At 36.1% G+C, this 14,018-nt stretch carries 15 protein-coding genes and 1 pseudogene; 8 read left to right on the forward strand and 8 right to left on the reverse strand.

Annotated features, from left to right (window positions below; all coding sequences use genetic code 11):
• Positions 1–96: 96 nt before the first annotated feature.
• The 3 genes and pseudogenes from DV702_RS10075 to DV702_RS10085 all read left to right on the forward strand — a co-directional run.
• Positions 97–666, forward strand: a pseudogene (locus tag DV702_RS10075) (transposase); the annotation flags it as partial.
• 286 nt (positions 667–952) lie between these two features.
• The gene (locus tag DV702_RS10080; RefSeq protein ID WP_114924636.1) at positions 953–1,510 is read left to right on the forward strand and encodes a hypothetical protein; all 558 of its coding nucleotides are present in this window, start codon (positions 953–955) and stop codon (positions 1,508–1,510) included.
• An 80-nt stretch (positions 1,511–1,590) separates the two neighbouring features.
• Complete coding sequence (locus DV702_RS10085) at positions 1,591–1,785, forward strand: hypothetical protein (RefSeq protein WP_114924637.1); 195 nt, start codon at positions 1,591–1,593, stop codon at positions 1,783–1,785.
• Positions 1,786–1,843: 58 nt separating this feature from the next.
• Here DV702_RS10085 and istB read toward each other — a convergent pair whose 3' ends face one another.
• From istB to DV702_RS10130, 8 genes are all read right to left on the reverse strand, one after another.
• The gene (gene istB, locus DV702_RS10090; protein WP_305849676.1) at positions 1,844–2,608 is read right to left on the reverse strand and encodes an IS21-like element helper ATPase IstB; all 765 of its coding nucleotides are present in this window, start codon (positions 2,606–2,608) and stop codon (positions 1,844–1,846) included.
• Entirely contained in the window at positions 2,605–3,891 is a 1,287-nt protein-coding gene (istA, locus tag DV702_RS10095; RefSeq protein WP_114924638.1) for an IS21 family transposase, read from the reverse strand. Before istA ends, istB begins: the two co-directional genes overlap by 4 nt.
• Positions 3,892–4,048: 157 nt before the next feature.
• A complete protein-coding gene (locus DV702_RS10100; protein WP_114924639.1) occupies positions 4,049–5,338 on the reverse strand; it encodes an LlaJI family restriction endonuclease in 1,290 nt (429 codons plus the stop codon).
• Between the two features lie 16 nt (positions 5,339–5,354).
• Positions 5,355–7,097 carry an McrB family protein gene (locus DV702_RS10105; protein WP_205407168.1) on the reverse strand — a complete coding sequence of 581 codons (1,743 nt, stop codon included), beginning with the start codon at positions 7,095–7,097 and terminating at the stop codon, positions 5,355–5,357.
• An 11-nt stretch (positions 7,098–7,108) separates the two neighbouring features.
• Positions 7,109–8,248 (reverse strand): DNA cytosine methyltransferase, encoded by a 1,140-nt coding sequence (locus tag DV702_RS10110; protein WP_205407169.1) that lies wholly within the window; start codon positions 8,246–8,248, stop codon positions 7,109–7,111.
• A 12-nt stretch (positions 8,249–8,260) separates the two neighbouring features.
• Positions 8,261–9,664, reverse strand: coding sequence for a DNA cytosine methyltransferase (locus DV702_RS10115; RefSeq protein ID WP_114924641.1), 1,404 nt, complete (start codon positions 9,662–9,664; stop codon positions 8,261–8,263).
• A gap of 437 nt (positions 9,665–10,101) precedes the next feature.
• Positions 10,102–11,004 carry a hypothetical protein gene (locus DV702_RS17035; protein ID WP_205407170.1) on the reverse strand — a complete coding sequence of 301 codons (903 nt, stop codon included), beginning with the start codon at positions 11,002–11,004 and terminating at the stop codon, positions 10,102–10,104.
• Entirely contained in the window at positions 10,997–11,503 is a 507-nt protein-coding gene (locus tag DV702_RS10130; protein WP_114924642.1) for a hypothetical protein, read from the reverse strand. Before DV702_RS10130 ends, DV702_RS17035 begins: the two co-directional genes overlap by 8 nt.
• 218 nt (positions 11,504–11,721) lie before the next feature.
• Between DV702_RS10130 and DV702_RS10135 the strand changes: the two genes are divergently transcribed.
• The 5 genes from DV702_RS10135 (at position 11,722) to DV702_RS17120 (ending at position 13,907) form a co-directional block, all read left to right on the forward strand.
• Entirely contained in the window at positions 11,722–11,910 is a 189-nt protein-coding gene (locus tag DV702_RS10135) for a hypothetical protein (RefSeq protein WP_205407171.1), read from the forward strand.
• Positions 11,907–12,260, forward strand: coding sequence for an IS66 family insertion sequence element accessory protein TnpB (tnpB, locus tag DV702_RS10140; protein ID WP_114924644.1), 354 nt, complete (start codon positions 11,907–11,909; stop codon positions 12,258–12,260). The genes DV702_RS10135 and tnpB overlap by 4 nt, the downstream gene beginning before the upstream one ends.
• 73 nt (positions 12,261–12,333) lie before the next feature.
• Positions 12,334–12,519 carry a hypothetical protein gene (locus DV702_RS17115; protein WP_240315597.1) on the forward strand — a complete coding sequence of 62 codons (186 nt, stop codon included), beginning with the start codon at positions 12,334–12,336 and terminating at the stop codon, positions 12,517–12,519.
• Positions 12,520–12,540: 21 nt separating this feature from the next.
• Positions 12,541–13,746 carry an IS66 family transposase gene (locus DV702_RS10145; RefSeq protein WP_240315598.1) on the forward strand — a complete coding sequence of 402 codons (1,206 nt, stop codon included), beginning with the start codon at positions 12,541–12,543 and terminating at the stop codon, positions 13,744–13,746.
• The gene (locus DV702_RS17120) at positions 13,698–13,907 is read left to right on the forward strand and encodes a transposase domain-containing protein (protein WP_240315599.1); all 210 of its coding nucleotides are present in this window, start codon (positions 13,698–13,700) and stop codon (positions 13,905–13,907) included. Before DV702_RS10145 ends, DV702_RS17120 begins: the two co-directional genes overlap by 49 nt.
• Positions 13,908–14,018 lie beyond the last annotated feature (111 nt).

The following is a 14,018-nucleotide window of genomic DNA, read 5'->3' on the forward strand; positions in this document are numbered from 1 at the left end:
TTAAGATGGAACGCCGTATGACGCCGAAAGGGTCACGTACGGTGTGAATCGGGGGAAAAGTTGGAGATTACTTCAAAAACTTACCTATCGATATAGCTACTAGAAGAGCTGAAAGACCGTGGTGTAGAAGACGTCTTATTATTCGTATCAGACGGCTTAAAAGGCATGGCAGACGCTGTTTTCACTGTGTTTCCAAAAGCAAAATATCAAGTCTGTTTAGTTCATGTTGGTCGCAATATTATGCATAAAGTACGCGTAGAGGATCGCAAGGAAGTCTGCGAAGATTTTAAAACGATTCACCAGGCAAAGGACGCCAAAGCAGCTGAGCTAGCACTTGGGCAGTTCTGCGAGAAATGGAGCAAATCGTACAAAAAAGTTACACAAGGCTTACTAAATAACTCGTATTTACTGACGTTTTATCAGTTTCCAAAAGCAATTTGGCGAAGCATCTACTCGACCAATTTAATTGAGTCGTTCAATAAGCAAATCAAAAAATATACAAAGCGCAAGGAACAGTTCCCAAATGAAGAATCACTAGAACGCTTTTTAGTGACGCAGTTCGAGGACTACAATCTACGTTTCGCCTCACGTTGCCACATCGGCTTCAATCAGGCACGTGCAGAGTTGGAAGAGATGTTTGAGCAGCTACATGAACCGACAACCTAACCGGGACGTGCCAGCGCGAAATTTGGGTGTCTAGGAAAGGGCTAGCCCTTTCCTAGACACCCAAATCAACACTTCGAACAAATCTATTTGAATACGAAGGTGATCATCTACCTTGAGAGGTTGAAAAGTCATTTACACAAAATTATTGACAGTACCGAAATCTCCCTTGCAGAAGTCCATAGATTAGAGAAAACAACGGATTGTATAGTAGATACCAAAATGTGCTATCATGTATGCAGTAATAAAGACTGATTTACAAGAGCCAAAAGAAAGAAGGTGAAAATATTTGATTAGATCTTTGTTTGAAATGCATTGGCAATACTATGTGTCCATCGAAAGCATGTTAAGAAAAACTAATCAATATGTAACGCATTCCAATAAAAACAAAGCTGTTTATTCTGATGAGTTTGCGTCAATTATTTTGCTGTCTTGTTCGGAACTCGATTCTTTACTTAAACAGCTTTGCATCAATTATAATGTTCAAAGTAAAGGTAGTTATTTTAATATGAAGGATTACGCTCCACTTATAGAAAAATACTCCCTCAATGATTTTGGTCTATCAACTGATATACGAGTAATGAACGATAACGGCATCTTACTTTTTCCCTTTAAAGATATTGATGCAACAAAACCATATGCTAATTTAAAGTGGTGGAAGGATTATCAATCTATTAAACACGATAGAATAAAAAATGTTACAAAAGGTAACTTATTAAACGCTATTTCTTCAGTTGCTGCTCAATTTACTATTTTATGGAGTTTAACCGAATTTATTGATGAGTCGCAGGGAAGGGAATACATAAGGAAAAACTATTGGTCAGACTATTGGATACCGGTTGTATAAAACTCAACCATTTAACTGTCTTTTCGGAAGGAACAAAATAATATATATTGGCGATATTTACGGGAAGGATGACATAAGTATTGAAAATGGTAAAAGACATGGAAGCATCATGGAAGATAAAATATCCAGATCGTAAAATTCACCTGATGATAGATCATAATTGGGCTTTTTCTGCATGGGAACTTGGAAGAATAAAAAAAGAAATACTACCAGGAGCAAGATTATTAAACGTCGACTTTCATGATGATTATTGTGATCCCTCTCAAGTAAGGTAAATTGTTGTAAATGTCAACACTAATATGTACATTTGTGCTCGTTTAACAGTGTACAAAATTACTCGTTTACTGGCTCAAGGTGTTGCTTAAGACGGTATGAATCACCTGTAATCGTTACGACGCTCGCGTGATGTAAAATACGATCTAAGATAGCGTTTGCTAACTTGGGTTCCGGAAAAATTTCTTCCCAGGCCTTGAAGTTCACATTCGTTGTGAAAATTGTACTTTTCTTTTCGTAACGTGTATCAATTAACTGGAAGAAAAGCTTTGCGTCTTCTGCATCAATCGGTAAATAGCCGATTTCATCAATGATTAATAATTTATATTTTGTATAATGCTTTAAACGGCTTTCTAGTCGATTTTCAATACGTGCTCTTTTTAGATTTTGGATTAAATCATGACACTTAATAAAATACGTGCTCGTGCGCTTTTTAGCAGCTGTAATACCGATTGCTGTGGCTAAGTGGGTCTTGCCGACACCACTTGGACCAAGAAATACAACGTTCTCATTTGCTTGAATAAATCGTAAGCTTTGAAAATCGAGTAACTGTTGCTGATTAACACTGGGTTGAAAGTCGAAATCAAAATCTTTCATTTCCTTTAAATGTGGAAATGCAGCGACCTTCACCATCGCGTGGATCATGTTTTGTTCACGTACATCTACTTCGTAGTTCGTTAATTTAATAAGTGTGTCTATAAAAGAAAGCTCGTTCTTAATACTAAAGTCGATGACTTCATTCAAATGTAGACCCATTTGCTTTAGTTTTAAATACTTAAAGTTTTGTAGGAGCTGCTGATAATTCGTGTTCAAATGCTGAATCATTTATACATTTCTCCAATCGCTGCTAAATTTCGTTTTGCTAAATCATTTATATCCGGATAGTTTGGCATCGCTTTTGATATTGTTTCTCGATAATGTGCTTCCTGATAATTGAGTTTAGCATTACTTATTTTGTGTTGAGCTATCAGTTCCATGTTATAATGAATCCATAATTGGTCATCATATACTTGCAAACTTACTTTCTTTCCCTGGTACACTGGTGGTACGGAGTACTGATTAGATTTGTAAGAAATCATGTTTGATGCATTGACTTTCACAAGTGTATGGTTGATTTTGAAGGAATCTCTTACTCGTTCAGTTGGTAGCTGGAGTAGGTGATTCTTTTCTTTTTGGAATTCGAGTAACGGAATTTTATTTGTTCCTTGATGAATTTCACGATTAATTCGGTTACACAATCGCTCAATATAGACATGCAATTCTTCCATATTAAACTTCCCTTGGTATGCATGGATTTCATCGAGTAACTTCATTGTTGTTTCTACTTTACCTTTTGTTTTGGGGCGACCAGCGATACATGGTCTAACCTTAAAGCCAAAATCCTTTGCGAATTGAGCGAACTTCGCATTTACTTTTCCTTTTGAAAATTCTGTTCGTGCTTCATCCATCACCGTTTTCATATTATCTGTGACTAGCTCTTCAGGGACGCCACCCATCTTCTCAAACGTTTCCGTAAGGAATGAAAATAATACCGCTTGCGATTTCGAGATGCTCATATAAAAGAATCGCATACGTGAATGGCTCAATACTAAGACAGCGACATTGATTTCTACTTGCTCACCATCTTTTGTTTCATATAGAATACTTTCTTTCCAATCCAGTTGTGCCTGTTTTCCAGCACGTGTTTCAAATCGAATCCCACTATTCCCCATGCTCGGAATACGCTCATCTTTCTCAAAATACGCTTGAAATTCTGGCGTGTTCGCAATATATGTACGGAATGTTGATTGGCCACAAACTAAGCCATGATTATCTTTTAAATACTGCCATAGGTTACGACGATAATAAAATACTTGCTTCGAATCCTCTGATAATAAACTCGCGATTACTGGATAAAACTCATCAATTTTAGATGGTTTGTTGCGCTTCTTTTTGGGAACGAAGCCATTTAGATATTTGTCGATCGTACGTCGATCTACGCCCATGTCCCTTGCTAATTTACTTTTATTTATCTTCATTTTTAAATGCTCCATTATTTTTTTATATGCTGCTAAATCTGCAAGACTATTTAGTTCAAATGTTGTCTCTACGTTTAATTGAATATACATTCCTAATCACCTCTAGATTAGTATGTATAACCCGAGCATTTTTGTACATGGTTATTCAAGCAGGAATGTACATATTTAAATTAGCATTTATAACATTTCCCACTTACGTAAAAAGATCCCTAATTGCTCTTATTGAAATGAGCCATTAGGGATCTTTTTATATTGCAACAGAGGAATCATTATTAGGTAAAGCACCACCATTAATCACAAACGCACTCTCTATTGATTGTGCCAAATCCATTATTTGCTTGCTTGTTTTTCCAGTATAGTGATACATGAGGTAACGAATATCTACTACAATTCCTTGAACTCGTTCATATTTATGCCCATTAGTTTTCCAATCACCAGTTGCTTCACCTATGTTTGCATAGAACTCATTCGAACCGAATAAATTATTATTTACATTGTACGGCATTATGAAAGCATTATATACCGGTACGTCATTACCATAATTTTTCTTGTACTTATCTCCAGTATATATGTACTCTCCATATGTAATCTGCTTGTTAATTGATGAAGATTCAGGTAAATCATTTGGGTTACCAGTAACACCAAAACGATAATATTTGGCATCAAGAACATAGATATTCCCATTGTGCAGCATTATAGTATCTGGTTCCAAGGCAGCATTTGTTTTCTTCTTACCAGTATTAAGTTTCCACTCAGTTCTTGGAAAATAATTTTTCTTTTCTTTAATTCCAAATACCCGGTCAACTAGCTTTTCCCACACATACTCAAAGCGATCAGTGCCAAAGTAAAATTGCTTTTCCTTAGTTTTCTCATCCATATACTCAATCATAGCTATCATTGCAGAGAACAATCTTTTATCTTTATCATTATGAGTACTTGCCAGTTTATCACGCAATACTGTTAAAAACATTCTATCGTTTCTTTCAATATTAGATTTCTCTGGCATGTCTGGTGTAAACAACCATCCTAATTTAGAAAAACTTTCATAAACACAATATTTATGAATCTTTGTTATTAAATTGCTGTCATTAGGTGCGGAAACTCTCACAGTAAAGTTAGTATAAATAGGAGAACCATTAGACTGTATTAACGGACGCTGTCTTTTTAATGTTTGTCCCCAATGTACCTTTCCTCTATCACTCGTTCTATAAACTGCCTTTTTTTCGGTGTAATAAGATTTTAGCTCCATATAAGAATTTATTATTTCCATATAAGCGTTAATAGGAAAATCAACAAATTGAGGTGCCTCAAACTTCTGCATAGCAAGTACTTTGTCATCGCGATTTGTAAATTCAGCGAGAACTGAAATAAGATGAAGAATATCTTGTCGCAAGTCTTGATCATTATCAGGCAATTGGTAACCAATAGGGAAGTAAACCATTGCATTATCCGTATCCGCCCTTACACCGACAAAGCGGTCACCATCCTCATTTTTATTAACATGACAACGCCTAAGTAATTCAGATTCTATTCCCATATTATGTCACCGCCATTTATATTTCTTCATCATTTATTTTTTCAGAAATAAATAAGTTGAAAATCTCTTCTTTGAAGACAGCAAATCTTTCGTTACCATCCGAGGTTTTAAATTTTTTCACAATGTCTTCTAAACTGATATATCGGCTTGTCTCGAAAATATCTTCTCTAGTGAACTTAAATGCATCATCCCACAAATACTTTAAAACCTTGTCGGCAAAAAGACTATTATTTCTTTCAGCTCTTAATCTCTCTTTTTCAGGTAACTCATAGTTTTTCTCGTCAGCATTATACTGCAAATCACTTTTGCGAACAAAATAAGCACCTAAGCGTTTATCTTCGGAAGATGTCACACGAACATTCTTTCTAAGAATAATAGTATTAATTGCCTCATTAAACTGTTTCCACGATACCTCAGTATCCAAAATTTTATGATTTGAAAACTCCAGATCGACCTTACTCATATCATTCTCTATCATACGCATATTCCATCTTCTTTGAAATGCTGTGTCAAGAGTAAACACATTCTGGTCTGAAGTATTCATCGTGCCTATGATTGACATATTTGATGGAATTCTTACTTTAAGGTTATTAACTCCGTAAACAACTCTTGCAATATCGGAATTAGAAATACCGTACTCACTTGTTCCATTCTCATCCCTATCAAGCAATTGAAATACTTCACCGAAGATTGCAGGTGCATTTCCTCTATTAATTTCTTCAATAATAAGGAAATACTCTACACCAGGGTTTTCATAGGAGTTTTTTAGTAAACGAGTAAAAGGGCCTTCAGTAAACTCATAACTAACAATACCTTCAGATACATTAGGCAATATTTGTCCGACAAAATCTGAATAAGTATAGTCAGGATGAAAAACAAGCCTCTCTATCCTATTTTCATCATCACAATATTCATGCTCGATTGTATAGCTTTTCCCTGCACCAGGAACTCCATAAAGTAAAATATTTGAACCGCCTGTTACTCTTTCGGTGTATTCCAATCTAGATTCACTAACCCTTAACTCTGTGATATCATCAACTACATACATATCCATATCAATATTATATATCTTTAAATTTGATAGCCTCTTTCTATACCTATCTAAAACAATTGGAGCTATCATAATTTTTCTTGCACCGCCTACAGTGTCACCTTCTGCAAGAAACCCCCATCTTACAAGTATCATAATTGGTTTGGCATCAGTATATTTTTGTGCTGCCTCTGGAATATTTAGTCCTCCACTCTGACGAGCTTGACTAATTTCAGCAATTGTATCTGTAAAATTTCCACCTTTATCTTCTAAACTCCACAAGATATATGCAAATTCTTTGTATGTTAAATAATCCAGCTCTAATGCAGCACGAATAAATACAGATGGTGGCTCCACGTCAGAGTCACTCTCTGACACTCCGCAATTTTCCCTTCCAAACTTAACTGTTTCGAAGGAACACATCAATTCTTCTAGAATTGCGTCTTGATTATTACTTTGGACTGCCAAGTAAAATCCCTTACCGGATTCCGTTATTTTACGATGAGATTGACGATTATTAAAATCTTTCCAAATAGTAAAACCAAAATACGATGTAATTTGTGCCTTTTTTGTATATGAAGAAGAGTATTGGGTATCACCAATCATCGCTTTTAACTTCTGCTTATATACGTCATTCGGAAGCCAATCGTTAGCCTCATAATATATCTGCAATACAGATTCAATCTCATTTAATAGCGCACTATTTTTTGGCATCACAATCTTACCCACAATTTTCCTCCTTAAAGCTGTTGTAACAAAGCTTTCATAATTTTCTCTATTAACCTTGAGGGAATCCCCTCACCGAAAGATTTTCTTATAAATGTTTCGCTTGCCCATTCTGGTATTGACCAATCGAGCGGTAACGACATAACGATCAAAAGTTCATATATAGTCAAAACTCTTGCATCAGAGTATAAATTTTCCCCAGCAATAGATTGATACATTCTTCCAGGATGTACACATGCTAACGAAGACATAACACCATTATTTTGTATTATAGTTCGGCACGGCATATCCCATTTTAATCTTCGGTAATGATTATGATGTGCTTTTACGGGAGTACCATCTGCTTTTTGCGGATAATATTTTTCATTATATATAGCAGATTTCCCTGTTGGTGTGTGCATCATCCATTCCACCTGTTTCCAAGAATGTTTCGGCGGATAATGCCATTTTGATATTGCAAGTCCAGCTTGGCGTTTTATTTCGTAATCAGGAAATTTCTCCAAAGTAAACTCGAGTCCCTCTCGAAGTAAGGGATCAAGAGAAGGTAAATCGCCTATTGCTTGGCGAAGAGTAATTTCAGGCTCTTTCTCAGGAAATTCCCATTTGTAATTTAAATCTTTCCTAACCAACAGGAAAATATTTCTTTCCCTAAGCTGAGGAACACCATAATCTTTTGCCATTACAAGAGTTTCATTATTAAAAGTATAATCATTTTCTAATTCTTTCTTGATGTAATCAGGAATCAGATAAATTTCATCACCAAATTTAATCTTAGTAGTTAATTGCTTAGGTACATTTTCAAGCAATACAAATTCTGGCTTAACCTTTTTTATAACATCTATAGCATAGTAGATAAGTTGGTTTCTCGGGTCGAATTCGAGGCGCAATCCCGCCTCGCTCATACCTTGACATGGAGGTGTTGCTATTATAAAATCCACTTTTTCCTTGATCGCTTCTTTGACAATCTTCTCTCGAACATTATCATCAGTTATGTCCCCGCAAATCATCTCTGTTTCTTTATATACTTCTTGATAAAATCTAGCTCTTTCTTCGTCAATCTCATTTGCTATTTTAATGTCAATGCCGAGTTCTCCCATGTAGGCTTCGGCAACCCCAATGTTAGCAAACAGAGAAAGACCATTTAATTTACCCATTTTCATAATCTCCTAGTTTATATTTTCAAAAACTTTTTTAACAAAAAGAGGAGGAATACCCTCACCGATAACCCTTCTCAAAAAAGCCTCTGATGTATTTTCAGGAACTGACCAATCTTCGGGTAAACTCATAATCGTCATAAGTTCATATAAGGTTAATGTTCTTGCATCAGAATATATATTTTCCCCAGCTTTAGTTTCGTATTCTAACCTGCCTGGGTGTACATTATTCTGTGAAGAAATTTTCCGATTATCCATCGTGACAGTATAAGCTGCTGTGTTCCAATTCTGTCTTTTATAAGTGTTACGAAATCCTTTCACTGCACTACCATCTTCTTTTATAGGATAATAAACTAAATTGTCGAAAGCTGTGCACCCTGTTGGTGTATGTTGCATTGCAACTACTTGTCGTTTTATATGATGTGGCGGAGTATGCCAATTTGATATTTTTTCAGCAACCTCTTTTCGCTCATAAAAGTGTGGGAACATCTCTAATAATTCGTCTTCGGATACATCTTTAACAAAAGGATCCATAGTAGGTAAATGACCGATGGCATCATACATCGTGACAATTTTACTATCTTTTTCCGGAAGTATCCATTCTTTATTTTCATTTCCTATTCGGGTCATTAGAATAATTGCTCGTTCTCTGGTCTGTGGAATAGAATAGTCTTTTGTATCGATAATATACATATTAATCTTATAATTAGCTTCCAACTCGTTTTTTAGATAATTTGAAATAAGTGTTTTTTTTCCACCTATCTCGATAGACGTACTCAAAAACAACGGGACATTTTCTAAAAAAACATATCTTGGTTTTATCTTCTTAATTACATCAACAACTGGACATATTAATTTATTTCGTTCATCGTTTTCTACTTGTCGCCCTACTGTACTCATCCCCTGGCATGGTGGTGTTGCCATGACAATATCCACATTATTATTAAGACTCTCTTCAACAATTTCATCGAAAACTTTTTGCTGTGTAATATCTCCACAAATCATATGAGTATCAGGGTAGATGTTCGAATATAATTTTGCTCTCCTTTCAACAAGCTCATTAGCAACAACAACATCTACTCCTATCGACTCAAAATAAGCCTCTGCGACCCCTATATTAGAAAATAAAGATAAAACCTTTCCGCCATTTTTCTGTTCTTCATTTAGCGTAGGTTCTTTTGAGGTTTTTTCAATATATTCAAAATATAGCTTTACAGCTTTTTTTATCTGCGATCGTACAGAACAAGATAACTGTTGATAAGTTTCTTCTTGCTCTAATCTAAATTGGTAAACTTTATCGTTAAACCATGGCAACATTTTATCAGCTCTTTTTACTCGCGAGACAGTATTACTGATAGTAGCCTTCGAATAGTTTGTATGGGCAGTTAACCAATCCTTAAAAACTTCTAAATTCATTCTCTCACCTCTTAAAAAAATAAACCTTTGGACCTTACAAGATTGTAACACGTCAAAATAACGGCGTCAATTACTTGACGCCGTTATTTGATAATTCTAGTTCTCATATTTTTAACTACTTTCGATCGCTTTCTTAATCAAGATAAAGTTTTTGAATTGTGTAATAAGAATTAAAACAGTTTTATGAATTGCTTATTAGTTCACTTTTTTGCCAAACGGTTAAACTCTTTCCGCAAAACCGCACCTCGTTCTTATACTTTTTCTTCACCCACCACCCTATTTTAACTCCAACCAAGCCACACACTCCACATGGAACGAGCCACTATGCTTAATGTCTAGTGCTTTTTTATGGGTGAGTACGTCTGCGGGAACATGTCGACTAACGGTGTAGGTATGTGGGAATAGGTCAACAACTTTCTTACTTTGTATAAAACGTATTAAAAAGGAAGATTTTCATTCTCTGTTTTATTTTCTTGAGCCCTGCTAGATATATATTTTACGTAAGCTAGTAGTTTGTCTATAAAATAAATTGCTTCATCATAACTTATTTCACTAATATTGAAGTTACCATGTCGGATATCTTTATATCTATTATGGAACATGTTCCATAATATGATGCCATCTTTTACTATAAATGACTGACCCCATTTTTCTGGATTTTCTCTCATCAATCTATCTGCGTTGTCGATATCAATTGTTCCTGTTAAATGTGTCAATAAAGATTCCATAGCAGATAAACAATCTCGAATAGCATCTTTTCTTGCTCTTAGTTCCCCAGCTCTAACAAGTTGTTTCTGCGCCTGTCTAATGTGATCAGCAGTCTGCCTACTAATTTGTTCTGTACTGATAATTACATCAGTTATATTCGTAGCTAAACAAATGTTGGAATTCACGGTAACCCATGGTTTATTTGAATCGCCAGTTAATTTGTAGCCAAAGTCATGATCCTCAAATATCTCGTTCAATTCATTTAAAAAAATTTCATCCATATTACTTAACTCCAAAACAGCATCCATGAACTTATGGAAATGTATATCTTCAAATTCTTCAAATAAATTTATAAAATCTCGAGTTAAATAATCATATCCCCAATTATTTGTGTTTCTACTGTTTGTATGTAATGAAACTATGTCACACATATTCTTTAGCGTACCATCTACATTTAAACCCGGCTTTGCTTTTCGTATCGCGTACAGCCGCCTAGGTAACGTTTGTGAAATAGCCCTTAAAAGTTCTTTGGAAACAGTTGACATCAAATACTCTTCGTTTGAATAGGATTTATAATCTGGAAATAATTCTTTAAATTTTACAATCAAAATAATCACCATTTTCTCAATCAATTCTTATTACTTTATCAACAAACTCTTCGAATTTATCAGGATTATAATTTGGTTCATGCAGGGATAAGAATATTATTTTTTTGCTCTTTTGACGTAAAGTAAGTTGTTTTAGCATTTCTATCTCATCTATATTTTCAGTAACACTTTGAATGGGCCAGATAATCATAAAATCAAACTCAGACTTATCATACTTATAAGTAAGTCCTTTTGTCGTTAAGTTATTAAAGTAAATTGTCAAATTTGAAAGCCGCATAGGTTCGCCATAAACCTTGGGGACTTTTACATCATACAATTCCGCCCAATCAAAAAAGTTCTTCATTCCATCTGCCGTTGTATGTAATAAATGAATTACCCCCTTTGAATTACCCTTTCTATTAAGTGCTCTTAAAATTAATCTGTGCTTTTCCTTTTCTGCAACTCCTCTTAATAAGAGTGTTTTTTCATTTGGATTATCTATAAAACTAACAATCCGTTCATACGATTTCTTCATATCCGTCATCCGATATCACTCCCCTTTACACTATTCTATATGGACATGAATCTTCGGTCAATTTAACATAAACAAAAGCCCATGCCATATTTGACATGAGCCCATTACAAATTTATTTTATACTTCTTTTTCAATTTCAATCGTAAGCCCCCAATCAAACAACTCATTCTCAAACCCAGTATCTCCTTGGTACGATGATCGTATCAATTTTAGGAGGTGCTTTTCACATGTCACGCGAAAAATTAACAATTGTCCCCGTCACACTCCAACCTGTTCATAAAGATGGATTCCCCACCGCTACTACGACCACCTTTGGTAGGTGTACAATCAAAACAAGCTCCGCTGAAATTTCCTTTTATAACGGACTGGAAGAGCGCATCATCCAAACGGTATTGAAGGAGTTGAAGCATCTATGAAGCAGGATTACACAAGTGTTGAAAACATCTACATCGTTTGTGGAAAGACTGATATGCGCAAAGGAATGGACGGGCTTGCCACGCTGATACAAGACTCATTTGAACTGGATCCCTACAGCGATTCTATTTTTCTATTCGCTGGGAGAAGTAAGGATCGGTATAAATGCTTGTATTTTGATGGAGATGGCTTCGCCATGTTATATAAACGATTAGATAGCGGAAAATTACAATGGCCAAGAAACGAACGAGAAGTTCGGAACCTGTCTCAACAGGAGCTTCGCTGGCTATTAGAGGGATTATCTATTCAACAGCCAAAAGCTATTCGTTCTTCACCAAAAGGAATTTTTTAATTTTCATCTTTCCTTCTCGATTCGAACTCGCTATACTAATAAAAATGGAATCGAACGGAAAGTGGTGAATGAGATGTCAAAGGCTTCTACTTCAAACAAGAAACAATTAGAGAAAGTCATTCAACTGTTAGAAGAGCAATTGGCTCATTCCAATCAGCAGAACGAAAAGCAGTCTAAACAAATCGAACTGCTCACGCAACAGGTGCAACATTTAACCAAGATGTTATTCGGCTCTAAAACAGAGAAGTCAAAGTACTAGACACCCGGTGGTCAAGGATCGTTGTTTGACGATGATTCTTCTTTTACAGAACCTGAGCACACAGAAGAACAAAGCCAACAGACCATTTCTTATACTGTTGTTCGAAAAAAGTCGAAGAAAAAGAGAAACGATTCTTTGCGTGATGATGTGGCAGTAGAGGTGATCCATCATCATCCTGAAAATACATTATGTGAGTGTTGCCAACATCAAATGATGGAAATCGGAAGTAAAGTAGCTCGTGAAGAAGCGAAATCTATTCCAGCCAGCATGGTGAAAGTGCAACATGTAGAGCATACATATGAGTGCAAGGAATGTAAACGTGACGTATCCCGCCCTACGCAAATGAAACGAGGAAAAACCCCCTATTCGGCAATCCAACGGAGTCTTGCGGGTCCAAGTGTACTCGCTAAAGTGATATATGATAAATTCGTGCAATATCTACCCCTCTACCGTCAGGTAAAGGAATGGGTTCGTCATGGCTTGAAGACGAATGATAAGAATCTATCGAATTGGGTCATTCGTGTGGCAGAAGATTGGCTGTCACCAGTTTATAATCGATTGAAAGAATGGATGATGATAAAAAACGTTCTACATGTCGATGAAACATATGCTCAGATTATCCTTCGTTCCGATGGAAAGTCAGGTCAAGCCAACACCTATAATTGGGTGTACCGTACGGTGCCGAGTCAGGGATCGATCATCACACTGTTTCAAAGTTCGTTATCTCGTAGTCGATCCGAGTTAGAAAGTTTTACTCAAGATTATAAGGGAACCATTGTGTGTGATGGATATTCTGCTTATAAAAACCTGTCAGGCGTAACATTTGCCAACTGCTGGGCGCATGTTCGACGTTATTGGTTGAAAGCGGATAGCAAAAATGGCCGAATTGGCGTAGACTTTTGCGATCAACTATACCGGTTGGAGCGGAAGTTTAAACACTTCTCCCCGAGTAAACGACGGAAAATGCGGAGAAAATACTCAAAGCCGATTGTCGATGAATTCTTTCAGTGGATAGATGCATCGCCCTTCTTTGGTAAAAGTGCCATCGCGACAGCAGCCGAGTATACACTGAAAAAAGCGGATGGTTTACGAGCATTCCTGTCTGACGGCCGAATCGAAATCGACAACAATCCTGCTGAAAATGCCATCCGTCCTAATGTGATCGGTCGAAAAACTGGATGCATTCCGTTAGCGAAGCCGGTGCAAGGGCAAACGCTATTTGTTTAAGTCTCGCAGAGACGGCAAAGAGTAATGGTATCGACTTCTATGAATATCTAAAGAAATTGCTTACAGATCTGCCAAATCTGGATATCCATCAACATCCTGAAATTTTAGATCAGTATTTACCTTGGTCAAAGAAAATCCAATCCACGTGTAGCACACCATAAAATAAGCCGCCTATTCGATTTGAAAAATCGTCATAGACGGCTATTTGTCATGCGCGCCTAAACAGGTGCGTTTTTTATAATTCGGACTTACAATTATGGCGTTTCCCCTTT

Origin of the sequence: Sporosarcina sp. PTS2304 (assembly GCF_003351785.1) — a bacterium.
Classification (GTDB): domain Bacteria; phylum Bacillota; class Bacilli; order Bacillales_A; family Planococcaceae; genus Sporosarcina.